Genomic DNA, 24,484 nt, shown 5'->3' with positions numbered 1-24,484 from the left:
CTGGTTCCTAGTTCCCCGTTTCCCTGCCGTTGGAGTTGTTCATTCCGGTCTCGGCATTCTTCCCTGCCCGCACCGCGTGCCCGATGTTGGCCTGCGCCTTCCGCACCGCCTTGCCGCGCAGCTTGCGCCGCTGCAGCAGATGGGCGCGGGAGTCCTCCAGGCAGCAGCGGGCCGCCGCGTCCAGGCCGAGCATCCGGCCCAGCACGATCTCGTCCACCAACGCGCTGGCCTGCAGCTTCTGTCCGGCCCGCAGCAGCCTGGCAACCTCCGGCCGAATGGCACGCAGCGCCGGGGCGTGTTCCTGGACCAGGTGTGGGCTGGGCACCGGCAGCCGGTCGGCCTCCGAGGGTTCCAGCTTCAAGATCCCTCCACCATAGGAGCGGCCCACAATCTCGGCGCCCAGCATGGTCAGCGTGTTCAGGGACGCCAGCGGCAAAAGTTCCCGGCCCACCTCACGCACATCCGCCCCCAGGTAGACCCCGTGGATGGAGTTGATGTGATGCACCTGGGCATGGTTCGTGGTCAGTCTGGGGGTATCGGCGTTCATGTAGGTCATGAACAGATCCGGCACCGCCAGGATCGGAACCCGCCACCAGGGGGTGCGCACCCGGCACTTGTATGCGGAGTCGACGCCCAGCTGCTGCCCGGCGGAAATCAGCTCCTGACCCGCCGGGGAAACAGAGCCCTGCGGGCGGAACAAGTAGGTGGCTGCACCGTGCTCACGCAACCGCTCCCAGTCCTCCTGCCCCAGTTCCAGTCCGCGAAGGTGGCGGGAACCCGGCGGGGAAATGCGGATCAGGTCCTGCTCGGCCAGCCCCAGCTCGGCCACGTCCGGCTCGCTGAGCGTAAACCACTTGTTGTTCCCGGTCACGGCCCCCAGGGAGGTTTCACCCCAGGTCTGCAGCGGAACGAATTCGGCGTTGGCCAGTGCGGTGTCGTAGATGCCGCGCGCTTCCAAGGAGGCCAGCGAACTGGTCCAGCGTTCGGCCGGGTCACTCACCGGATGCAGCACCCCGGGCTCCAGGCTTTGCAGGCCCAGTGCGTTGTGCACCTGGTGCAGCCGGAACGCCCCGCTGCCCGGCTGCCCGTACCCGTCGGCCAGCAGCAGCACCACTTCCTCCTGGGCGTCGGCGAACACCCGCTCCTGGAACAGCACCAGGCTGACGGTGCTGAAGCGTTCGAGCAGCATGGCGCGCACCGGGGCCGCGTAGTTCACAAACATCAGCTCGGCGGGCAGCACCAGCGCCAGGCGTCCGCCTGGCCGCAGGAAAGTGGTTGCGTGGGCCACGAATGCAGCCCACACCGAGGCCAGTTCGTTCAGCTCCACCCCGGCCGCCCGGGCCGCGCGGCGGGAGAGCTCACGGTCGGCCCCGCGGTGCAGCTGGTAGCGCACGTAGGGCGGGTTGCCGATCACCGCGTCCATGTCCTGGCGACCGGTGACCTCAAAGAAGTTAGCGCAGCGGATTTGCGCGCTGGCCCCGTGCTCGGCCAGGATCCGTTCGGCGGCGTGCACCGACGGCTCATGCAGTTCAATGCCGTGCAGGCTGGCGGCCCCGCGCCCGTCATCAAGCAGTTCATGCGCGACGGTCAGGAACTGTGCTTCTCCGCAGGAAGGTTCCAGGACCCGGCGAGCGCCCTGGTCCAGTGCCCAGCCGGTCATGAAGCGTGCTATGGGTTCCGGGGTGAAGTAGGCGCCGCGCCCATGCCGGGCCGCGGCTGCTGCCTTTACTTGTTCACTGCTCAACACGCTTTGATCTTTCCATGGCTCGCCGACACTTTAGCCCGGTTCTGCCCCATCCGGCGGCCCGGTTCCGTTCCCGACCGCAAGGCGAGTGCGGCAACGGCCGTATCCGACCAATCCTATCCACAACCAGGTTCACCGCGCCCCTGCGGATGTCACCGCACGGGGCCCGGGATTAGGCTTGCTGGGCGCTGCGGCCCTGGCGGATCCGGCGGATCCCCAGCACGATGCCAGTCACGACACTGCCCACCAGCAAGCCGGCGACGCAGGAGAGCCCGGTGTTCACCAGCCACCCGATAACCGGACCAGCGGAGCCGGTGGCTCCGGCGGCCGCCAGTTCCAGGTGGTGCACCAGCGCGTAGGGGGCATGCCAGCCCAGCTCGTCCAGACCGACCAGGATGATGTGTCCGCCAACCCAGAGCATGGCCACCACACCGACCTTGCCCAGCACGGACATGATCACCGGCATCGCCTTGACCAGGGCCCGGCCGATCAACTGCAGGAAGTGGGAGGTGCGCTGGGCCAGGTGCAGACCGACATCATCCATCTTCACGATCAGCCCGACCACCCCGTACACCACAATGGTCATGCCCAGGGCCACCGCGATCAGGATCATGGTGCGCATCCAAAAGCCCTCGGCGGCGACCTCGTTCAGGGAGATCACCATGATCTCCGCAGACAGGATCAAGTCCGTGCGCACCGCGGCACCGATGATCGACTTTTCATCGCGCACCTGTTCGCCGGACACCGGGTCGTGGTGGCGGATGATGTGCAACAATTCCAGCACCTTCTCCGCCCCTTCGAAGACAAGGTAGGTGCCGCCCAGCATCAGCAAGGGGGTTAGCGCCCAGGGGGCAAACTGTGAGAGCAGCAGCGCCAGCGGCAGGATGATCAGCAGCTTGTTGCGGATTGAGCCCAGCGCAATCTTCCACACGATCGGCAGCTCGCGCTTGGGCGAAATTCCGGCCACATATTGCGGGGTGACCGCGGCATCATCCACCACGACACCCAGCGCCTTGCTGCTGGCCTTTCCGGCGCCCAAGGCCACATCGTCCAATGAGGTGGAGGCCAGCTTGACCAGAGCCGCGATGTCGTCGAGGAGTGCTACCAGTCCACCGGCCATCGTTCGTCCTTTGCTCGAAGAAGGTTTCGGGCTTACGCCGGCTTCCAGAATACCGAGTCAACTCCCGTGTTGAGCCTGCGGCACCACCGCATGCGGGTTGTTCTCAGCACACTTTTGTCTTCGAACCAGCTTCCGGCGAGCGCCCCGGACGTACACGAGCGCTGTCTTTGGTCGAAGTGGGGCACCGGGTTCCGCAGAAAGTCGGTTTCTCAGCTCCTCACATCGGCTCCCGAACGCTTAGGAACGGGCCGACAAGCTCGCGCCGAACGGTTGTGGTTCCACCATCTGTGCCCCAGTGGTTGCGGCGGTCAGTGCGACCAGTGGTTGGGCAAACCTGGGCGGCAGGGCATGGGCGACCGCACTGTAAGGCCAGTACTTCACCCGAAATGTAACCGAACCGCTTCGCCTGGCCCGGTCAAAGAAGGAACTGATTATGGTTCCGGGGGCTTCCAGTCCTACTACCTGCAGGACTGGGGTAGGCAATGAAACATGCAAAAACCGCAACTGGTCGCTGATTGGGTCAATCATTGCGACCAGGCTCGGTCCTTCGTGGACGGAGACCAACCCCATCACATCATCCAGTGGTTCCCGGGGCCCGGTCATAATGACCGGCATGCCCGGCATCCAACCGTGTTGCTGCAGGTATTGGCGACCATGGCGGGTTCCGATCAGTTCCGAGACCCGCTGTGCGGTACGCGACCGGGCGACTCGACCTGGCATTTGTCCTAACCTCCACAACTCGCAACTTCCAGAATGTCCCCATCAGTCACGCTGCGTGTGAGTGGAACCGACTACGAGCAGCAACGCAAGAACGGTTGCCACAACAACGGCAGGTGTAGGGAGAAGATAGCCGCGAAGATTCAGATCTTCCAGATTTTTGAGGATTCTCTCAGGGTACCGATGTCCCTCGGGCGGCGAACGCGATGGTTACCGGACGTCAGAGGGCCAGCCCTGCACGCCCAAGTCAGCCCTAATGGCGGGAAGGGTGAGCGTTGGGAAAGGGAAAAGCAAAACCCCCGGGAACATGCTCGAACGCGCATGCTCGCCGGGGTGAAGAGAGCCCCCTACCGGATTCGAACCGGTGACCTTCAGTTTACAAGACAGACGCTCTGGCCAGCTGAGCTAAGGAGGCGTACCGAATAAGAATATCGGAACTGCCACCGGCGGGCGAATTCGCCCCTCACAGCGCCAGCCGAAAGCTGCCCCCTTAACGGCCGAAGGGAGCCCGCGTCATAGCGGACTCCCCACGGCTTCTTGGGTGCGAGATCAATACGGGATCCTACCCGATCCTCCCGCGAACCCCCAAGAGGTTAGGCGTTGGCCTTCATGGCCGCTTCAACCTGGGCCACAAAGTCATCCTGGCCCAGCACGAATTCCTTGTCCTGGACAAAGATCGTCGGGGTACCGGCGATGCCGTCAGCCTGGGCGGCTGCGGTGGTGTACTGCACGAACGGGCGGAAGTTGCCGTCATCGATGCACTTGGAGACGTCCACGCCCTTGGACTTGGCCAACTCTGCCAGCTGGGCATTCTTCATCTCGCCCTGCTCGTAGTGGGCAAAGACGCCCTCGACAAAACCGAGGTAGGCCGAAGGGTCGGCATCGGCAACGCAGGCCATGGCGTTGGCCGCACGTGAGGAGTAGTTCGTGGCCGAACCACGATCCAAGTAACCGACCATGCGGTATTCCACGGTGACCTTGCCATCAGCCAGCCACTGGTGCAGCTGCTGGCCGTAGGTCTTTTCAAAGTCCGCGCAGTGAACACAGTTCGCATCGGCGTAAATGGTGATGTTCACCGGTTCGCCCTTGGCCCCCACCTTCAGGTCGCGCGGCTTGGGTTCCGCACCCTGCTGTGCTTCGCCAGCGTTGTTGACATCCACGTTGACTTCGGAAGTTGAGGCGAACTCGGTGTCCGAAACCAGGGTGATGCCGCCGGCGGCGTTGCCGCCCTTCGGAGCCGTCCCCGAATCGGCGACCTTGCCGCTTTGGTTCTGCAGGATCAGTACGACCACCAGCGCGATCACCACGACCACTGCGGCGACGACGCCCAGCTTGACGAACAGCGACTTGCGCTTCTCCGCCGCTTCCTGGGCAGCTCGGATCTGCGCGGCCTTTTCGCGCGCGCCGGCCTGCCGTTCAGACTTGGACGGCCGGGGGTTTGTTGAAGACATATTCTCTGAGTCCTTGCTCTGCGACAGACTGAATCCGAGACAATCCTAGCCAATCCGTTGGCGCAAAGTCGCGCCAATGGCGCCCTTGAGAGCGCTTCACAGCACTCACTTATGCTTCCCAAATATGCCGCTCAGCCGGCAGCGCGGATCCGTCGCCAACTGGAGACACAAATATCCATCCAAGTTTCCTTCGTCACATTGATTCACTAGGCTCATGAGGTAATGGGGTCCCCGACGTTAGTAGAATTCGTCGTGGAACCATCGTGCGCAGATGAATCACCGAATGCGCGAATCACGACATTCAGGAGGTCAATCGTGAGCCAGGACGCTGAGATCCAGATCCCGGATACGGACTATGATTTCGTGGTGGTCGCCAACCGTCTGCCGGTTGACCGCATCACCAATGAGGACGGTTCGCCAGGATGGCGCCGCTCCCCCGGTGGGCTGGTGACGGCATTGGCTCCCATCATGGCGGCCTCCACCGGCGCCTGGGTCGGGTGGCATGGCGCCACCGACGAGGTGCTGGAGGATTTCGACAAGGACGAAATCCACATGGTGCCGGTTCCGCTCTCCGAAGAGGACCTGCAGCTGTACTACGAAGGCTTCTCCAACTCGACCCTGTGGCCGCTGTACCACGATGTGATTGTGCCCCCGGAATACCACCGCACCTGGTGGGAGAACTACCGCAAGGTCAATCGCCGCTTTGCCGACGCGGTGCTGCGGGTGGCGGCCCGCGGGGCGACCGTGTGGGTGCACGACTACCAGCTGCAGCTGGTGCCCAAGATGCTGCGTGAGGCCCGCCCGGATCTGCGCATCGGGTTCTTCAACCACATCCCGTTCCCGCCGGCCAGCTTGTTCTCCCAGCTGCCCTGGCGCCGCCAGATCCTGGAGGGCCTGGCCGGAGCCGACCTGGTGGGCTTCCAGCGCGAAACCGACGCGGCAAACTTCGTGCGCGGGCTGCGCCGGTACACCAACTACTCGGTCAAGGGCCATGAGGCGACCCCGGATGCCTCGCACAGCGTTCAGAACGTGTGCCGCGCCGCCGCCCACCCGATCTCCATCGACACCGCCGATGTGGCCGAGCTGTCCAAGGATCCGCAGATCCAGGAACGCGCCCGCCAGATCCGTGAGGGCCTGGGCAACCCGAAGACCGTGATGCTGGGTGTGGACCGCCTGGACTACACCAAGGGGATCCGCCACCGCTTGAAGGCCTACGGGGAGATCCTGGCCGACAAGCAGCTCAAGGCCGGCGAGGTCTGCCTCATTCAGGTCGCCAGCCCCAGCCGCGAGAACGTGGACCGCTACATCCAGCTGCGCAACCAGGTCGAGCTGATGGTCGGCCAGATTACCGGCCAGCACGACACGCTCAGCCACACCACGGTGCGCTACCTGCACCATTCCTACCCGATGCGCGAGATGATTGCCATGTACCTGGCGGCCGACGTGCTGCTGGTGACCTCGCTGCGCGACGGCATGAACCTGGTTGCCAAGGAGTACGTGGCCGCCCACCAGGACGGCAAGGGCGTGCTGGTGCTCTCCGAGTTCACCGGCGCGGCCGACCAACTGACCCAGGCGGTGCTGGTCAACCCGCACGACATTGACGGGATGAAACAGCGTATTGTGGATGCCGCGAACATGTCGCCGCAGGAGCAGTCACGGCGTATGCGCCGGATGTTCCGCCACCTGGAGGAGCACGACGTAATGCGGTGGTCGAACAAGTTCCTGGAGGAACTCGCGGCCATCAAGTCGCGCGTCAAGGCCTAACCGGTGTCGCGGCCCGCGATAGAACAGACACATGGACAGAAGCATGGATGGATCATTGGTCTCAGCCCTTAGCCCCGAGCTGCGTCGGGCCCTCACCGGCCTGTCGGGCACTTCACCCCTGGTGATTGCCCTGGATTTTGACGGCACCATGTCCCCGCTGGTGGACCGCCCAGAGGATGCGCGACCGCTGCCGGCCTCCGCCGCTGCGGCCCAGCTGCTGGCCGGGCTGCCCGGGGTGATCACCGCCCTGATTTCCGGCCGTGACCTGCGCTCCCTGGAGGCCGTCTACCCGGCGCCGCGGCCCCAGGTGCTCATCGGCTCGCACGGTGCCGAGCGGGTTCTGCCCGAATTCCTGAACACCGACGCCCAGCACATTGACCTGGATGCCCAGCAGGAGCAGCTGTTGCAGGACACCACCCAGATCCTGGGCGAGATCTCCGATGCCTTCGACGGCACTTCACTGGAGTACAAGCCGGCCTCCACGGTGCTGCACATCCGCCAGGCCGACCCGGTGACCGGGCAGGCCGCCCTGGATGAGGCGTACCGCCAGCTGCAGGCCGTTTCCGGGCTGCGGTTGTTGGCGGGCAAGGCGGTGCTGGAGGCCAGCGTGCTGAAGACGACCAAGGGCCAGGCCCTGCAATGGCTGCGCACCGTCACCGGCGCCCAGTCGCTGATCTTCGTGGGCGACGACGTCACCGACGAAGACGGCTTCAACGCCCTGGGTGAGGGGGACCTGGGAATCAAGGTCGGGGCCGGTCAAACGGCGGCGCATTTCCGGATCGACGCTCCGGCGGATCTTCCCGAACTGCTGGAATACCTGGTCGAGCTGCGCAGCTAGCCGGCGCGAAGATCCAGCTCCCACGGGTGGTGGTGCACCGGGTGCACCCCACCCTGGGCTTTTAAAGGCGGTCTTGCGCTGCAGACTGCGGGGAGGTTAAACAGGCGAGGCCCCACCAGCTGGTGGGGCCTCTAGCCGTTCAAATATTGTCCGGCGGTGTCCTACTCTCCCACACCCTCCCGAGTGCAGTACCATCGGCGCAGTGGGTCTTAGCTTCCGGGTTCGGTATGGGACCGGGCGTTTCCCCCACGCTATGACCGCCGTAACTTGTTGATAAGTCATCGGCCTATTAGTACAGGTCAGCTACACAAGTCTTTAGTCCTTGCTTCCACATCCTGCCTATCAACCCAGTGGTCTAGCTGGGGGCCTCTCACACAAAAAGTGCATGGAAATCTCATCTCGAAGCAGGCTTCCCGCTTAGATGCTTTCAGCGGTTATCCCTTCCAAACGTAGCTAATCAGCGATGCACTTGGCAGTACAACTGACACACCAGAGGTTCGTCCGTCCCGGTCCTCTCGTACTAAGGACAGCCCTTCTCAAATTTCCAACGCGCGCAGCGGATAGGGACCGAACTGTCTCACGACGTTCTAAACCCAGCTCGCGTACCGCTTTAATGGGCGAACAGCCCAACCCTTGGGACCTACTCCAGCCCCAGGATGCGACGAGCCGACATCGAGGTGCCAAACCATGCCGTCGATATGGACTCTTGGGCAAGATCAGCCTGTTATCCCCGAGGTACCTTTTATCCGTTGAGCGACGGCCCTTCCACACGGTGCCGCCGGATCACTAGTCCCGACTTTCGTCCCTGCTCGAGCTGTCACTCTCACAGTCAAGCTCCCTTGTGCACTTACACTCAACACCTGATTGCCAACCAGGCTGAGGGAACCTTTGGGCGCCTCCGTTACTCTTTAGGAGGCAACCGCCCCAGTTAAACTACCCATCAGGCACTGTCCCTGAACCAGATCATGGTCCGAAGTTAGGTGACCGGTACAGCCAGAGTGGTATTTCAACGATGACTCCACCCGAACTAGCGTCCAGGCTTCACAGTCTCCCACCTATCCTACACAAGCTGCACCGAACACCAATACCAAACTATAGTAAAGGTCTCGGGGTCTTTCCGTCCTGCTGCGCGTAACGAGCATCTTTACTCGTACTGCAATTTCGCCGAGTTCATGGTTGAGACAGCGGGGAAGTCGTTACTCCATTCGTGCAGGTCGGAACTTACCCGACAAGGAATTTCGCTACCTTAGGATGGTTATAGTTACCACCGCCGTTTACTGGGGCTTAAATTCTCCGCTTCGACCCCAAAGGGGTCTAACAGGTCCTCTTAACCTTCCAGCACCGGGCAGGAGTCAGTCCGTATACATCGTCTTGCGACTTCGCACGGACCTGTGTTTTTAGTAAACAGTCGCTTCCCCCTGGTCTCTGCGGCCCACACCCGCTCAGGAAAGCAAGTTTCCCTCACGAGGCAGGCCCCCCTTCTTCCGAAGTTACGGGGGCATTTTGCCGAGTTCCTTAACCATGATTCTCTCGATCGCCTCGGTATTCTCTACCAGATCACCTGTGTCGGTTTAGGGTACGGGCGGACTGGGACCTCACGCCGATGCTTTTCTAGGCAGCATAGGATCACCGAATCACCCACCAAAGTGGGCGCCTATCAGGTCTCAGGCACACGTTCCGCGGATTTGCCAACGAAACACCCTACACCCTTGGACCAGGTCAATTCCATTGCCTGGCTCGGCTACCTTCCTGCGTCACACCTGTTAACACGCTGACCTCACACCCTCGGTTCCCAGCCACCAACCACAACCACCCCCCAAAGGAGGCAGCACGTCATGGCGGCAGGTGGTTAGCATCAGATGCTCAGTATGGGCGGTCCTTCGCCGGTACGGGAATATCAACCCGTTGTCCATCGACTACGCCTGTCGGCCTCGCCTTAGGTCCCGACTAACCCAGGGCAGATTAACTTGACCCTGGAACCCTTGATCATTCGGCGGACGGGTTTCTCACCCGTCATTCGCTACTCATGCCTGCATTCTCACTCGCGTAGCCTCCACCGCTGGTTTCCACCGCGACTTCACCGGCCACACGACGCTCCCCTACCCATCCAAACCACTGGACCACAAAAGCCAATGACATGTTTGAATGACGCAACTTCGGCGGTGTGCTTGAGCCCCGCTACATTATCGGCGCGGAATCACTTGACCAGTGAGCTATTACGCACTCTTTCAAGGGTGGCTGCTTCTAAGCCAACCTCCTGGTTGTCACAGCAACTCCACATCCTTTTCCACTTAGCACACGCTTAGGGGCCTTAGTTGGCGTTCTGGGCTGTTTCCCTCTCGACTATGAAGCTTATCCCCCACAGTCTCACTGCTGCGCTCTAACTTACCGGCATTCGGAGTTTGGCTAAGGTCAGTAACCTTGTAGGGCCCATCGCCTATCCAGTAGCTCTACCTCCAGTAAGAAACACGCAACGCTGCACCTAAATGCATTTCGGGGAGAACCAGCTATCACGAAGTTTGATTGGCCTTTCACCCCTACCCACAGCTCATCCCCTCCATTTTCAACTGAAGTGGGTTCGGTCCTCCACACGCTCTTACACGCGCTTCAACCTGGCCATGGGTAGATCACTTCGCTTCGGGTCTAGACCGTGCCACTCAAACGCCCTATTCAGACTCGCTTTCGCTACGACTACCCCACACGGGTTAACCTCGCGACACAGCACTAACTCGCAGGCTCATTCTTCAAAAGGCACGCCATCACAGAACACAAAGCCCTGCTCTAACGGTTTGTAAGCACACGGTTTCAGGTACTATTTCACTCCCCTCCCGGGGTACTTTTCACCATTCCCTCACGGTACTGATTCACTATCGGTCATCAGGTAGTATTCAGGCTTACCAGGTGGTCCTGGCAGATTCACACGGGATTCCTCGAGCCCCGTGCTACTCGGGCACCCACACTAGGACGGCAGCACGCATGATAACTACGGGACTATCACCCTCTCTGGTCCGGCATTCCAACCGATTCACCTATACGCCTGCACCTCATCCCGCCAGCCGAATAGAACTGGCACATATGGACCCCACAACCCCGAAGATGCAACGCCTATCCGCTATCACACACCTACCGGTTTAGCCCCATCCGCGTTCGCTCGCCACTACTAACGGAATCACTATTGTTTTCTTTTCCTGCGGGTACTGAGATGTTTCACTTCCCCGCGTTCCCCCCACATGGCCTATACATTCAGCCACGGGTCACACCACATAACATGGTGCCGGGTTTCCCCATTCGGAAATCCTGGCCTCAACGTCCGGTTATCGACTCCACCAGGCTTATCGCAGATTCCCACGTCCTTCATCGGCTCCTGATGCCAAGGCATCCACCGTGCGCCCTTAAAAACTTTCAACACAAAACTAGAAAGGAGGTGATCCAGCCGCACCTTCCGGTACGGCTACCTTGTTACGACTTAGTCCCAATCGCCAGTCCCACCTTCGACGACTCCCCCCACACAAGGTGGTTAGGCCATCGGCTTCGGGTGTTACCAACTTTCGTGACTTGACGGGCGGTGTGTACAAGGCCCGGGAACGTATTCACCGCAGCGTTGCTGATCTGCGATTACTAGCGACTCCGACTTCATGGGGTCGAGTTGCAGACCCCAATCCGAACTGAGACCGGCTTTTAGGGATTAGCTCCACCTCACAGTATCGCAACCCATTGTACCGGCCATTGTAGCATGCGTGAAGCCCAAGACATAAGGGGCATGATGATTTGACGTCATCCCCACCTTCCTCCGAGTTGACCCCGGCAGTCTCCCATGAGTCCCCGGCATAACCCGCTGGCAACATGGAACGAGGGTTGCGCTCGTTGCGGGACTTAACCCAACATCTCACGACACGAGCTGACGACAACCATGCACCACCTGTGAACCAGCCCCAAAAGGGGAAAGACCATCTCTGGCCCGGTCTGGAACATGTCAAGCCTTGGTAAGGTTCTTCGCGTTGCATCGAATTAATCCGCATGCTCCGCCGCTTGTGCGGGCCCCCGTCAATTCCTTTGAGTTTTAGCCTTGCGGCCGTACTCCCCAGGCGGGGCACTTAATGCGTTAGCTACGGCGCGGAAAACGTGGAATGTCCCCCACACCTAGTGCCCAACGTTTACGGCATGGACTACCAGGGTATCTAATCCTGTTCGCTCCCCATGCTTTCGCTCCTCAGCGTCAGTAAATGCCCAGAGACCTGCCTTCGCCATCGGTGTTCCTCCTGATATCTGCGCATTTCACCGCTACACCAGGAATTCCAGTCTCCCCTACATCACTCTAGTCTGCCCGTACCCACCGCAGATCCGAGGTTGAGCCTCGGACTTTCACGGCAGACGCGACAAACCGCCTACGAGCTCTTTACGCCCAATAATTCCGGATAACGCTTGCGCCCTACGTATTACCGCGGCTGCTGGCACGTAGTTAGCCGGCGCTTCTTCTGCAAGTACCGTCACCCCCAAAAGGGGCTTCTTCCCTACTGAAAGAGGTTTACAACCCGAAGGCCGTCATCCCTCACGCGGCGTCGCTGCATCAGGCTTTCGCCCATTGTGCAATATTCCCCACTGCTGCCTCCCGTAGGAGTCTGGGCCGTGTCTCAGTCCCAGTGTGGCCGGTCACCCTCTCAGGCCGGCTACCCGTCGTCGCCTTGGTGAGCCATTACCTCACCAACAAGCTGATAGGCCGCGAGTCCATCCCCAACCGATAAATCTTTCCACCCCCTGCCATGCAGCAGGAAGTCATATCCGGTATTAGACCCAGTTTCCCGGGCTTATCCCGAAGTCAGGGGCAGGTTACTCACGTGTTACTCACCCGTTCGCCACTAATCCACCAGTGCAAGCACCAGCATCATCGTTCGACTTGCATGTGTTAAGCACGCCGCCAGCGTTCATCCTGAGCCAGGATCAAACTCTCCATAAAAAACTAGCCCTCGCGGTTGCCCGCGGGAAGTTTCGGTGTTCATCGCGATCGCGACAACCAGATAAACATATCAAAGAGGGTTTGGCCCTGTCCATTTCACGGCCCGCCCGGGGCACGTGAACTGCGCTACACCCGCAGCGGGTCTCGCATCCGGTCCCTGGCTAGGCGAGGGTACGGTGCCCGGAATCCAGCCGGCGCGTCCACCCACGTCTATCCAGGTATTCCAGCAGCGGGATGGCCACCCGCCGGGTGGTGTCCAAAGCCTGCCTGGCCTGGCTGGTGGTGAAGGGCTGGGGCAGGGTCGCGAGCGTGCGCATGGCCTGGGCCGGGGCCAGCGGCAGCAGTACGATGCCCTCGCCAAGCCGCAGCAGCCGGCCGGTGCGTTCCGCGGCCGCCAGTTCGCGGGGACCCAGGCCCAAGGCCTGAAGCTCGCGGGCCTCCGGTGCGGCGAAGGGGGTTGCCGCCAGGGCGCGCTCCACCGCCTGGATCCCGGGTTCGGCCGGCCCCAGGTCCGCTGGATGCCCGGGCAGGGTGATGAATCCGGCCCGGTGCTGCAGCCCGGCGGCGTCGATCACCTGCTGCAGCAGCTGCGCTCCGGCCTCCCCCAGCAGGTTTTCCGCCGCCCCACGCGAGAGCCCGGGCGCCAGCGGGTCATCCTGGAGCAGCTGCTGTACGGCGGCGCGCAGGCGGCGCTGCCAGGCGTCGAACACCGGGGCGTGCAACCACCATTGGCCTTGCTGCAGCACCCCGTCGGGTACGGCTTGCACTGCGCGCACCCCCATGCGTTGCAGGGCGCTGCGGCGCACGGCACCGCGCCGGGCCACTTCCAGCGCCGCGTCCCCGTCCGGCTCCATCCCGGCCAGCTGCGCTGCGCGCCGCGCGGCGGCGCCCCGCCGCTGCAGGGCCGGAGGGTCCACGTCCAGCACCTGGGCGCCGGCGAACACGGAGCGGCTGCCGGTGGTGCGCAGCACCAGCCGGTCCCCCAGCTGCAGCGGCAGCGCCCGGGCCAGGATCAGCCGGGCGTGCCCGGCATCCAGCGGCCGCAGCCGGCAGCCCAGGCTCACCGTGCCCAGGTGCAGCTGCACCTCTTCGGGCGCGGTGGTGAGGTCCGCGCCCATGGTGCGCCGCACATCCACGGTGTCCACCAAATCCCAGGCGCCCGGGGTGAGCAGCACATCCCCGCGGTGCACCTGCTCGGCGCGGAGGCCGGAGCGCAGGTTCAGAGCCACCCGGTTCGTGGCGCCCACCGCGTCCACCTCCCGGTTGCGGCTGTGCACCGCGCGCACGGTGACCTGGTGTTCGCCATTTTCCCCCGCCAGCACGAGTTTGTCGCCGCTGGCCAGCTGCCCGGCCTGCAGCGTGCCGGTGACCACGGTCCCGGCGCCGCTGATGCTGAATGAGCGGTCGATCCACAGCCGCACCCGGGCCTCGGGCTGCGGGTGGGGCAGGGAATCCAGCAGCCTGTCCAGCGCGGTGCGCAGCTGGGGCAGCCCGGCCCCGGTGGGTGCGCAGACCGGGAGGATCTTTGCCTCCGCCAGCCCGGTCCCGCGCAGTTCGGCACGCACCTGGTCGATCACCGTCTGAAGCGGCGCGCCGGCACGGTCGGTGCGGGTAAGCACCACCAGCCCGTGCTCGATGCCCAGGGCCTGCAGCACGTCCCGGTGGTCCGCGGACTGCTCCCGCCAGCCCTCGTCGGCGGCGACCACGAAGCACACGGCGGGCACCGGGCCGAGCCCGGCCACCATGTTGCCCAGTAAGCGTTCGTGCCCGGGCACGTCCACGAACGCGACCTCCCTCCCGGAGGGCAGCTGCGTCCAGGCGAAGCCCAGGTCAATGGTCAGCCCGCGGCGGCGCTCCTCCGCCCAGCGGTCCGGTTCCATGCCGGTCAGCGCCCGCACCAGCGTGCTTTTGCCGTGATCCACGTGCCCGGCGGTGGCCACCACGAACATCGCTAGCCTCCCCGGCCGTTCGCGGCCGTGTGGGCGGCCAGGGCGGCACGCACCGCCGCGGCCAGGTGCTGGTCCTCGGACTGCGGGATGCAGCGCAGATCCAACAGGCACGCGCCCTGGTGCACCCGGGGCAGCACCGCCGGGTCACCGGTGCGCAGTGCGGCGGCCAGCTGTTCGGGCAAACGCAGCGCCCAGCCGGGTAGCGGCACCCCGGGCGCTCCCCCGCCGCCGACCCGGCCGTCGTGTTCCACCACGTCCCCGCCCACGGCCCGGGCCAGGGCCTCGGTGCGTTCGCGCAGCCGGTCAGGGTCGGCGTGCAGGGCCGCGTGCACCGGTGTGGGTTCGGCGTCCAGGCTGGCTTCCAGGGCCGCGAGCAGCAGCTTGTCCGCCCGCAGCGCCCGGGCCAACGGGTGGCGGGCCAGGCGGGAGATCACCTCGGCGCGACCCAGCAGCACCCCGGCCTGGGGGCCGCCAAGCAGCTTGTCCCCGCTGGCGATCACCACGTCGGCCCCGGCCCGCAGCGCCCCGGCGATGTCCGGTTCCTCCGGCAGCGCCGCATCGGGCTCCAGCAGCCCACTGCCCAGGTCCACCACCAGCGGCAGGTGGTGTTCATCGGCCAGCGGACGCAGTTCGGCCACCGACACCCCGCTGGTGAACCCGCCGATCCAGAAGTTGCTGGGATGCACCTTCAACAGGCACCCGCCCGGCCCGGAGGCCGCGGCGGCGGCGTAGTCCTGCAGGTGGGTGCGGTTGGTGGCCCCCACCTCGCGCAGCGTGGTCCCGGTGGACTGGATCAGCTCAGGCAGCCGGAACCCGGCCCCGATCTCCACCAGCTCACCACGGCTGATGATCACCTCACCGGCACCGGCCAGCACGGTGGTGGCCAGCAGCAGCGCCGCGGCCCCGTTGTTCACAACCAGCGCGTCCTGCGCGGCCGGGCACGCGCGCAACAGGGCCTGCACGGTGCCGGTGCCGCGCTTTGAGCGCCGCCCGGAGGCCAGGTCCATTTCCACGTCCACATAGCCCGCCGCCGTCACCAGCGCCTCACGGGCGGAGGCGGAGAGCGGCGCGCGGCCCAGGTTGGTGTGCACGATGATGCCGGTGGCGTTGAGCACCGGGCGCAGGCTGGTGGGCCGGTGCCGGGCCAGCGCCGCGACCACCTGGTCTTCCACCTCTTCGGGGGCCAGGTCCCCGGCCCGGGCTTGGCCCTGCACCTGGCGGATGATGCCGCGCACCAGATTCGGGCCCAGGCGCTGCTCGGCGCGGCGGATCGGCTCGTGGGCCAGCAACCGGTCGGTGCGCGGGATGAGTCGGCGCGGGTCGGTGGTGCCCACGGGCCCCCTTCCAAAAGTCTGTGGAGCGTTGGCTGTTGGCGGAAGCGGACGGGAATCGAACCCGCCAGACCGAGATGCTCGGTCTCACCGGTTTTGAAGACCGGGGGGCCCACCAGGACCCGGACGCCTCCGTGATCATGCTAACACCGCTCCGTGGTCCGGCGGCGCTGGCACTCAGCCTGCTGTTCATTCCCGCCCCGCCCGTTATGTTGTTGACAGCCCCTAAAAGAGGATCATAGGGACTGTCGGCCGACCAGCCTCGGCATGGTGTCTTGCCCCTGTCTAACCAATGATCCGGGGGGTGTTGCCACCGAGGCTGGGATGGCAGCGAGGTGATTGCTAATTAGGGGCGCGGCGCCAGAAAACGGACGCCTGTCATAACGTGGATGTAAGACTTTGCTACCTGCGGTTGGCCGACCAAATGAGGAACCATGCGCAAAGGAGCCAGCCTCATGAAAACCGACGACATCCAGATCTTCCTCGGCCTCGACGTCGGCAAGACCGACCATTGGGCCTGCGCCGTCACCAAAGACGGAACAAAGATCTGGAACAGAACCCTGCCCAACGACGAAGCGAAACTCACCAAGGTGTACCAAGACCTCCGCGCCAAGGGCACTGTCCTGGTCGTCGTGGACCAGCCAGCCACCATCGGCGCACTGGCGGTTGCGGTGGCCCAACATCTAGGCATCATGGTGGCCTACCTGCCGGGCCTGACGATGCGCCGCATCGCTGATATGTATCCTGGGACGGCTAAGACCGATGAAAAGGACGCATTCATCATCGCCGACGCGGCCCGCACCATGCCGCACACGCTACGCAGCCTCCACGTCTCCGACAAGGAAGAAGCCGCGCTGGGAATGCTCACCGGTTTCGACCTGGACCTGGCGCGCCAGATCACCCAGACAAGCAACCGGATCCGCGGGTTGTTCACCCAGATCCACCCGCCCCTGGAGCGTCTGATCGGTGCCCGGCTGGACTACGACGCGATCTTGGAAGTGCTCGCCGCCTGGCCCACCCCAGCAGCATTGAAGCATGCTGGCAAAGCCAGGATTGATGCGAAGCTGAAGAAGCACGGAGCCCGCCGCCACACCGCCTGGGCCGCCGCGATCTTGGACGCTTTGGACGAACAAACCGTCACCGTCGTCGGTACCGAGGCTGCGGGACTAGTCATCCCGCACCTGGCCCGACAACTGATCGCCTTGCATGCCCAGCGGACAGATGTGGCTTCCCATCTTGAATCCATGGTGGAGGCCCACCCTCTTTACCCGGTCCTGACTTCCATGCCAGGGGTCGCCGTCAGGACTGCCGGGTCTTCATCGCCGAGACCTCCGGCAAGACCTTCGACAGCGCCGCGGCCATGGCCTCTTATGCTGGTCTGGCACCAACGACGAGGCAATCGGGCACCTCGATCAAATCCGAGCGCGTAAGCCACTCAGGCAACAAACGATTGAAGCGAGCCTTGTTCCTCTCGGCATTCGCCTCCATCCGCTCCGACCCGACCAGCCGTGACTACTATGACCGGAAACGAGGCCAAGGCAAACGGCATAATCAGGCGCTCATCGCCTTGGCTCACCGCCGGCTGACGGTGCTGTTCGCGATGATCCGGGATGGGTCACTTTATGATGTTCCAGAGCTGAAAATTGCTTGACTTTGAACATAGGGGCACCCCCCTGGCAGCCTGCTTCACATCCGGCCATCATTTCGCGCGGGAGTCCGGGATATGTGCCACGATGTGATGGAGCTCATGACCTCCCGCATCGATGTGCCACCGCAGGGCGCACCGGTCGCGGGGCAATGGGCGCACGAACCAACACCTGGATGGGAAGGGGAACACGGGGTTGCGGCGGCCGGCTGCCGCCGGGCCAATCCCGGAACACGTCATGGAGAAGAACACCACCCTGCACAACGGAGCCCCGCACGCGGATCAGGTGCGGCTGACCGGCTACGCCCACGGCGGCGGCTGCGCCTGCAAGATCCCGCCCGGCGAGCTGGAGGACGCGCTGTCCGGCCTGGTCGGACAGGGGCACCCGAATGTGCTGGTGGGCCTGGACGGCGGGGATGACGCCTCGGCGGTACTGGTGCACCCGGATCTGGCGGTGCTCTCCACCGCGGATTTCTTCACCCCGGTCGTTGACGACCCCTACGACTGGGGGCGCATCGCCGCCGCGAACGCGATCTCGGACATCTACGCGATGGGCGGCCGACCGGTCAGCGCGATCAACCTGGTGGGCTGGCCGCGCGACGTGCTGCCCATGGAGCTGCTCACCGAGGTGCTGCGCGGCGGGCTGGACGTGGCCGGGGAGGCCGGATGCCCGGTCACCGGCGGGCATTCGGTGGATGACCCGGAGCCGAAGTATGGGATGGCGGTCACCGGCATCGCCGAACCCGAGAAGCTGCTGCGCAACGACGCCGCGGTGGCCGGGCTGCCGCTGACCCTGACCAAACCCATCGGGCTCGGGCTGCTGAACAACCGCCACAAGCAGACCGGGGAGGTCTTCGAGCAGGCCATCGCCACCATGGTGCAGTTGAACCGGGACGCCTCCCAGGCCGCGGTGCTTAGCGGGGCCCGCGCCGCCACCGACATCACCGGCTTTGGGCTGCTGGGACACCTGTTCAAGATGTGCCGGGCCTCCGGGGTGGGGGCCGTCATTGACCGCGCCGCGGTGCCGCTGGTGGAGGGTGCCGCGGAGGCGCTGCGCGACGGCTACATCTCCGGCGGAACCCGCCGCAACCTGGACTGGGTGCGCCCGCACCTGCGCGCCGGGGCCGGGGTGAGCGAGCAGGACCTGCTGCTGTTGGCCGATGCGCAAACCTCCGGCGGCCTGCTGGTGGTCGGGCAGCTGCCCGGCTACCCGGTGATTGGGCATACCGTGCCCGGCAGCGGAATTGAGATCCGCTAGCCGGCGGTGGTGATCGAATCGTGCACGATGCCGGCCTTACGGCGGGCGGCGAGCCGGCGCTTTTGCGGTTCGATCGTGTAGCGCGGGTCCTGGGCCGCGGCCAGCCCGGCACGCAGCACCCCGAAGCGGGTCAACGCCGAAGCCGCCAGCAGTGCGGCTCCGGAGCCCGTAGCCAGCCAGCGGCTGCGCCCGGCCACCGCGGCGCCCACCCCACCGGCAATGGTCAGCCGTTCGCTCCATTTGAGCAGCCGGCCCGGCCCGTCCAGCTCCAGCGGCTCGGCGGCCACCGGATCCATGTTGCGTTTCATCACCCGGGTGGCAACCAGTTCCCCGGCCGCCCCCATGGCGGCCAGCGCGCGTGCCGGGCCGGCGTGCTCCGGCGCGGTGGTGAGCATGCCCAGTCCCCCGGCGGCCAGGCTAGCGGAGCTGACGAACACGAACGGCAGGTCCTGCCGTGCCGCGTTCCAGGTGGGGTTCGCGGTGTCCGAGAGCAGCACCGCGGTGTAGGCGGCCAACGGAGTGGCCAGCACCCCGGCGCCCACCCCGGCCGGTGCCTCCAGGGCCTGCAGCACGCGGCGCAGCGGCCCCAGCGGCAGCCGGACCGCGCTCATCCGGTCCACCTCGGCGGCGGCCGCCACCCCGGCTGCGGCGCTGAATGCGGTCAGGATCCAGGAGCCCAGGCTCATCGGGGAGCTGGGCTTGATGGTGCGCAGCATGTGCAGGAAGCGTTCGGGCCGCCCCAAATCCGCGATCAGCGCCACGCTGCCGGCCCCGATCGCGCCGAACGCGGCGAGCCGGCTGTTGCGGCACAGCTCGCGCCGGCCACTGAGCTGGGCCCCGACCCCCAGCAGCGCCGAACCTCCGGCCACCCCACCCAAAAACAGGTAGATGGCGATCGGGCTGCCCCACGGCGGCGGCTTGATCACCGGCTGGCCGTAGTAGGAGGCGAACGTGGCCTCGGGCACCACCGGCACCTCGCCGCGCCCACCGGCGCCGGCGCGTCGCCGCTTGCCGCCACGGCGTTTGCGGCGTTCGGGCTCGGGGGGCCGGTAGCTGTCGAAATCCGAGACCGTCATCGGCGTCCTCCCAGCACAAACGCGGCGGCCGCCCCGGCCAGCATCCCGGCCGCGGCCAGCCCGGCCCGCTTGAACATCTGCGGCAGGTCGGCGGTCGGAACCCGTGGGTCCGGCGGCAGCCCGTAGACCTCGGGCTCATCCAGCAGCAGGAACACCGAACCGGTGCCGCCCACCCCGTCCTGGCTGTTCGCCCCGTACAGCCGGGCCTCGGTCAGCCCCTGTGCGTGCAGTTCGGCGACCCGGGTGCGGGCGGTGTCCACCATGTCCTCACGGGTGCCGTACTTGATGGAGGTGGTCGGGCAGGCCTGGGCGCAGGCTGGGGTCTGCCCGTCAATGATCCGGTCATAGCACAGCGTGCACTTTTGGGCCACGCCCACGTTGTGGGTGCCGGCCTGTTCCCCGGGGGTGAAGTCCCGTTCGCTCTTGGTGTCCACCACCCCGTCGCTGCGCCGCTCGATCACCCCGAACGGGCAGCCGGCCACGCAGGTGCCGCACCCGTTGCAGATGTCATCCTGCACCACCACGGTGCCGTGTTCGGTGCGGAACAGCGCCCCGGTGGGACACACATCCAGGCATCCGGCGTTCGTGCAGTGCTTGCACACGTCCGAGGACATCAGCCAGCGGAAGTCCGGGGTGTCCGGTGGGGTGGTGTCCACCCCCTGCAGGTTCTGCCCGTTGCCGCCGGGCGGGCCGACTCCCGGCATGCCCAGGCTGACCAACGCCCGCCCGGACTCGCGGGCCGCTTCAATGTGTTCGCGGTTCTGCTCGACGAACGCCACGTGCCGCCAGGTGTCCGCGCCCAGTTCCCCGGTGTTGTCATAGGAGGATTCCAGCAGCTCGTATTGCGAATCGGCCGGATTGCGGTTCCACTCCTTGCACGCCACCTCGCAGGCCTTGCAGCCGATGCAGATCGAGGTGTCGGTGAAGAACCCCTTGCGCGGGTAACCGCTGTGCCGGGTGTGCTGCGGTGATTCGGTCAGGTGGTTCACATTAGCCTTCCCTCGTCGTGTCGTTGCCGTGCTCGGCCCCGGTCTTTGGCGCCTGCTCGGGCGGCGCACCGGTGACCTTCTCGCTGCCGGTCTGTGCCGTGGCCCCGGCGCGCTGCTGGTATTCGGCGATCAGCGCCAGCAAGGCCGGTCCGCGCGGACGGCGGCCCGGGATGATGTCGCAGGAGCCGGCCTTGGATTCCTGGATCTGCACGTTCGGGTCCAGGGTGACTCCCAGCAGGTCGTTGGCCGCGTCCCCGCTGACCACTGAATCACTGCCCACACCCCAGTGGTAGGGCAGTCCGATCTGGTGGATGACCTGACCGGAAACGTTCAGCGGCTTGACCCGCTCGGTGACCAGCACCCGGGCCTCGATGGCCGAACGCGGGGAAATGATCGTGGCCCAGCCGTACGGCTCCAGTCCGCGTTCGGCGGCCAGCTGCGGGGAAATTTCGCAGAACATCTCCGGCTGCAGCTCGGAGAGGTAGGGCAGCCAACGGCTCATCCCGCCGGCCGTATGGTGCTCGGTCAGCCGGTAGGTGGTGAACACGAAGGGGTACACCTCGGACCCCGGGGCGCCGGCGCTGGGCGCGCTGAGGTTGTCATCGCGTGGGTAGACCAGCCGGGCCGGGTTCTGCTGCTGGCGGTACAGCGGATTGGCGACCGGGGATTCCTGCGGTTCGTAGTGGGTGGGCAGCGGACCGTCGACCATGCCCTTGGGCGCAAACAGCCAGCCCTTGCCGTCGGACTGCATGATGAACGGGTCGTCACCGGCCAGCGCGGCGGGCCCGCCGATCGTCGGGTCCGGGCGGCTGCCCGGGGCGCGGTCCACCGGGAAGTCCGGGACGTCCTGCCCGGTCCAGCGCTGCTGCTGCTCATCCCACCAGATGATCTTCTTGCGTTCACTCCATGGCTTGCCTTCGGGGTCGGCCGAGGCCCGGTTGTACAGGATGCGCCGGTTCGCCGGCCAGGCCCAGCCCCACTCCGGGGCCAGCTCGTTCTGCTGGTCGCCCGGGGTGCGGTCCGCGGCATGGTTGACCCCGTCGGCGTAGACCCCGGTGTAGATCCAGCAACCTCCCGAGGTCGTGCCATCGGCGCGCATCTGGGTGTAGGTCTGAAGCGGTTCACCCGCCTGCGGCCCGCTCAGGTGCCGGCCGTTGATCTCGGCAAGCACCGCCTCCGGATCCGGCTCCTCGTTTTGCCCCGGGTAGTCCCAGGTCAGATCCAGTAGCGGCCGGTCACGTTCGTCAGTGGACCCGGCCAACTTCTCGCGGATGCGTGTGCCGAGCTGGTAGAAGAAGTCCAGTTCGCTTTGCGCCTGGCCGGGCGGGGCGATCGCCTGGTGCCGCCACTGCAACAGCCGCTGCGTCTGGGTGAAGCTGCCGGCCTTTTCCACGTGGGTGGCCGCGGGCAGGAAGAACACCTCGGTTCCGATCTCCTCGGTCTTCAGCTCGCCCGAGGCGATCTCCGGCCCGTCCTTCCACCAGGTTGCGGATTCGATCAGGCTCAAGTCGCGCACCACCAGCCACTTCAGGTGGGACATCCCCATCCGCTGCATCCGTCCGTGGGCGGAGCCGACGGCCGGGTTCTGCCCAAAGATGAAGTACCCGTCCACCTCGTCATCGAGCATGCTCATCACGGTCTGGTAGGTGCCGTGGGGTCCGTTGATGCGCGGCAGGTAGCCGTAGCCCCAGTCGTTCTCCTCGGTGGCGGCCTCGCCCCACCAGGCCTTGAGCAGGCTGACCGTGTAGGCGTCGGCGTTGGCCCAGTACCCCTTCTGGCCCGGGGAGGAGATGCTGTCCAGGTATTCGTCCAGGTTCTGCAGTTCGGCGCTGGGCATCGGCAGGTACCCGGGCAGCAGGTTGAACAGGGTCGGGATGTCCGTGGAACCCTGGATGCTGGCGTGACCGCGCAGCGCCATGATCCCGCCGCCGGGCCGGCCCATGTTCCCCAGCAGCAGCTGCAGGATCGAGGAGGTGCGGATGAACTGGGCTCCCGAGGAGTGCTGGGTCCATCCCACGGCATAGGCAAAGCAGGTGGTGCGGTCCCGGCCGGAATTCTCGGTGACCGAGCGGGCCAGGTATTCGAAGTCCTCGGCACTGATGCCGCAGGTTTCCTCCACCATCTGCGGGGTGTAGCGCGCATAGTGCCGCTTGAGGATCTGGAACACACTGCGCGGGTGCTGCAGCGTCGGATCCTGCTCAAATTCGGGGCGTTCCAGCGTCGGTCCCCCACTACCGTGGCTGTGCCCCACGGCGCGCTGGGAGGTGTCGGCCCCATGCTCATGGTCGTTGCAGCCATCCTGGCCGTCCCCGTCATCGGATCCCTTGCGCTGGTAGGCCCAGGAGGACATGTCGTACTGTCCGGTGTCCGGGTCGAAACCCGAGAACAGGCCGTTCAGGTCTTCGGTGTCCTGGAACTCCTCGCTGACCAAGGTGGCGGCGTTGGTGTACGCCTGAACATACTCCTTGAACCACAGGTCGTTGCAGATCACATAGTTGATCAGTGCGCCCAGCAACACAATGTCGGATCCGGCACGGATTGCGATGTGCTTGTCGGCCACGGCACTGGTCCGGGTGAAACGCGGGTCAACGTGGATGACCTTCGCACCCCGGGCCTTGGCTTCAGCGACCCACTGGTAGCCCACCGGGTGGCATTCGGCCATGTTCGAGCCCTGAATGACAATGCAGTCCGCATTGGCCATGTCCTGGAGTGTTTGAGTGGCGCCTCCCCGCCCAAATGAGGTTCCCAAACTGGGAACGGTGGCGGAGTGTCAAATACGGGCCTGGTTCTCCAGCTGCACTGCGCCGGCAGCGGTAAATAGTTTCTTGATGAGGTAGTTTTCCTCATTGTCGAGGGTGGCGCCACCCAGGCCTGCGATGCCCATGGTGCGGCGCAAGGCCCGGCCCTGCTCGTCGGTCTCCTGCCAGTGGTTGCGTCGGGCTTCGAGGAAGCGTTCGGCCACCATGTCAATGGCGGTGTCCAATTCCAGTTCCTGCCAGTCGCTCGCGTAGGCAGGCCGGTAGAGGACCTTGGTCTGCCGCCCGGGGGCGTTGACCAGCTGTTCGCTGGCCGAACCCTTGGGACAGAGCCGACCGCGGGAAATTGGGGAGTCGGGGTCGCCTTCAATCTGCACGACTTTCTCGTCCTTGACGAAGACCTTCTGGCCGCACCCAACGGCGCAATACGGGCAGACGCTTTGTACTACTCGATCTGCAGTGGAAGTGCGTGGAGTGATCTCTTTGGTCCGCTGGGACATGACGGCTTCGCCGCGACCGAGCGGATCGCTCGATCGGAATTGCCGTACGACCGGCCAATTCAAGAAGCTAAACCCTGACATGCGTCCACCATAACCGAGATCACAAAAATGCGGCAAGGAGCTTTGGGCTGATGTCCAGCTTACGGAAAGTCGTGTAGTCGTAGGTGTGGCGGCCGGCTAAAGCCCCACGGCTTAAACAGGTGAGGCTCCAACCATCACTGGTTAGAGCCTCAAACCCTTCATCAAATTAAGTCCGGCGGTGTCCTACTCTCCCACACCCTCACGAGTGCAGTACCATCGGCGCAGTGGGCCTTAGCTTCCGGGTTCGGTATGGGACCGGGCGTTTCCCCCACGCTATGACCGCCGTAACAGCACTGAAACACCCACACCCC

11 protein-coding genes, 2 tRNA genes, 4 rRNA genes and 1 pseudogene are annotated in these 24,484 nt (G+C 64.8%); 4 read left to right on the top strand and 14 right to left on the bottom strand.

Annotation, left to right across the window (positions count from 1 at the left end):
• Positions 1-7 precede the first annotated feature (7 nt).
• The 4 genes from GcLGCM259_RS15670 to GcLGCM259_RS02275 form a co-directional block, all read right to left on the bottom strand.
• On the bottom strand, positions 8-1,744 hold the full coding sequence (locus GcLGCM259_RS15670) for an HsdM family class I SAM-dependent methyltransferase (RefSeq protein ID WP_175419299.1): 1,737 nt from the start codon (positions 1,742-1,744) through the stop codon (positions 8-10).
• Positions 1,745-1,916: 172 nt separating this feature from the next.
• Positions 1,917-2,864 carry a DUF808 domain-containing protein gene (locus tag GcLGCM259_RS02290; protein ID WP_138925638.1) on the bottom strand — a complete coding sequence of 316 codons (948 nt, stop codon included), beginning with the start codon at positions 2,862-2,864 and terminating at the stop codon, positions 1,917-1,919.
• Positions 2,865-3,922: 1,058 nt separating this feature from the next.
• Positions 3,923-3,996, bottom strand: a tRNA-Thr gene (locus tag GcLGCM259_RS02280).
• Between the two features lie 178 nt (positions 3,997-4,174).
• Positions 4,175-5,032 (bottom strand): DsbA family protein, encoded by an 858-nt coding sequence (locus GcLGCM259_RS02275; protein WP_138174884.1) that lies wholly within the window; start codon positions 5,030-5,032, stop codon positions 4,175-4,177.
• A gap of 315 nt (positions 5,033-5,347) precedes the next feature.
• On the opposite strand from GcLGCM259_RS02275, the gene GcLGCM259_RS02270 reads away from it, so the two are divergent.
• Together GcLGCM259_RS02270 and otsB are read left to right on the top strand one after the other, a co-directional pair.
• Complete coding sequence (locus GcLGCM259_RS02270; protein WP_246049696.1) at positions 5,348-6,796, top strand: alpha,alpha-trehalose-phosphate synthase (UDP-forming); 1,449 nt, start codon at positions 5,348-5,350, stop codon at positions 6,794-6,796.
• Between the two features lie 31 nt (positions 6,797-6,827).
• Positions 6,828-7,634: a trehalose-phosphatase gene (otsB, locus tag GcLGCM259_RS02265; RefSeq protein WP_246049694.1), complete on the top strand. Its 807-nt coding sequence runs from the start codon at positions 6,828-6,830 to the stop codon at positions 7,632-7,634.
• A gap of 148 nt (positions 7,635-7,782) precedes the next feature.
• Here the strand turns inward: otsB and rrf (GcLGCM259_RS02260) are convergent.
• From rrf (GcLGCM259_RS02260) to GcLGCM259_RS02235, 6 genes are all read right to left on the bottom strand, one after another.
• Positions 7,783-7,899: ribosomal RNA gene (gene rrf, locus GcLGCM259_RS02260) — 5S ribosomal RNA — on the bottom strand.
• Between the two features lie 3 nt (positions 7,900-7,902).
• Positions 7,903-11,040: ribosomal RNA gene (locus tag GcLGCM259_RS02255) — 23S ribosomal RNA — on the bottom strand.
• Positions 11,041-11,051: 11 nt separating this feature from the next.
• Positions 11,052-12,588, bottom strand: a 16S ribosomal RNA gene (locus GcLGCM259_RS02250).
• The 16S, 23S and 5S rRNA genes sit together here, the layout of an rRNA operon.
• A gap of 161 nt (positions 12,589-12,749) precedes the next feature.
• Positions 12,750-14,537, bottom strand: a complete 1,788-nt coding sequence (gene selB / locus GcLGCM259_RS02245) for a selenocysteine-specific translation elongation factor (protein ID WP_138925636.1) — start codon at positions 14,535-14,537, stop codon at positions 12,750-12,752.
• 2 nt (positions 14,538-14,539) lie between these two features.
• Positions 14,540-15,871, bottom strand: a complete 1,332-nt coding sequence (gene selA / locus GcLGCM259_RS02240) for an L-seryl-tRNA(Sec) selenium transferase (protein WP_138925635.1) — start codon at positions 15,869-15,871, stop codon at positions 14,540-14,542.
• Between the two features lie 36 nt (positions 15,872-15,907).
• Positions 15,908-16,002 (bottom strand) — tRNA-Sec (locus GcLGCM259_RS02235).
• Positions 16,003-16,323: 321 nt separating this feature from the next.
• Between GcLGCM259_RS02235 and GcLGCM259_RS02230 the strand changes: the two are divergent.
• Both GcLGCM259_RS02230 and selD read left to right on the top strand, forming a co-directional pair.
• Positions 16,324-17,519 (top strand): annotated as a pseudogene (locus GcLGCM259_RS02230) (IS110 family RNA-guided transposase).
• Between the two features lie 232 nt (positions 17,520-17,751).
• On the top strand, positions 17,752-18,771 hold the full coding sequence (gene selD, locus GcLGCM259_RS02225; protein ID WP_138925634.1) for a selenide, water dikinase SelD: 1,020 nt from the start codon (positions 17,752-17,754) through the stop codon (positions 18,769-18,771).
• Here selD and nrfD read toward each other — a convergent pair.
• From nrfD to rrf (GcLGCM259_RS02200), 4 genes are all read right to left on the bottom strand, one after another.
• Positions 18,768-19,847, bottom strand: coding sequence for an NrfD/PsrC family molybdoenzyme membrane anchor subunit (nrfD, locus tag GcLGCM259_RS02220; RefSeq protein ID WP_138925633.1), 1,080 nt, complete (start codon positions 19,845-19,847; stop codon positions 18,768-18,770). The two genes, selD and nrfD, sit on opposite strands and share 4 nt — an antisense overlap.
• Positions 19,844-20,836 (bottom strand): 4Fe-4S dicluster domain-containing protein, encoded by a 993-nt coding sequence (locus GcLGCM259_RS02215; RefSeq protein ID WP_138925632.1) that lies wholly within the window; start codon positions 20,834-20,836, stop codon positions 19,844-19,846. The genes nrfD and GcLGCM259_RS02215 overlap by 4 nt, the downstream gene beginning before the upstream one ends.
• A gap of 1 nt (position 20,837) precedes the next feature.
• Positions 20,838-24,173 (bottom strand): formate dehydrogenase, encoded by a 3,336-nt coding sequence (gene fdh, locus GcLGCM259_RS02210; RefSeq protein WP_246049693.1) that lies wholly within the window; start codon positions 24,171-24,173, stop codon positions 20,838-20,840.
• Between the two features lie 170 nt (positions 24,174-24,343).
• Positions 24,344-24,460, bottom strand: a 5S ribosomal RNA gene (gene rrf, locus GcLGCM259_RS02200).
• Positions 24,461-24,484: the final 24 nt, after the last annotated feature.

It is taken from the genome of Glutamicibacter creatinolyticus, assembly GCF_006094275.1.
Classification (GTDB): domain Bacteria; phylum Actinomycetota; class Actinomycetes; order Actinomycetales; family Micrococcaceae; genus Glutamicibacter; species Glutamicibacter creatinolyticus.
Note: the sequence above shows the minus strand (reverse complement) of the source record. Positions and strands in the feature narration are given on the sequence as shown.

Coding starts and splice junctions, on each gene's coding strand:
- otsB (WP_246049694.1), top strand. CDS start 6,828: ATGGACAGAAGCATGGATGGATCATTGGTCTCAGCCCTTAGCCCCGAG.
- selD (WP_138925634.1), top strand. CDS start 17,752: ATGGAGAAGAACACCACCCTGCACAACGGAGCCCCGCACGCGGATCAG.
- nrfD (WP_138925633.1), bottom strand. CDS start 19,847: ATGACGGTCTCGGATTTCGACAGCTACCGGCCCCCCGAGCCCGAACGC.
- GcLGCM259_RS02275 (WP_138174884.1), bottom strand. CDS start 5,032: ATGTCTTCAACAAACCCCCGGCCGTCCAAGTCTGAACGGCAGGCCGGC.
- selB (WP_138925636.1), bottom strand. CDS start 14,537: ATGTTCGTGGTGGCCACCGCCGGGCACGTGGATCACGGCAAAAGCACG.
- GcLGCM259_RS02290 (WP_138925638.1), bottom strand. CDS start 2,864: ATGGCCGGTGGACTGGTAGCACTCCTCGACGACATCGCGGCTCTGGTC.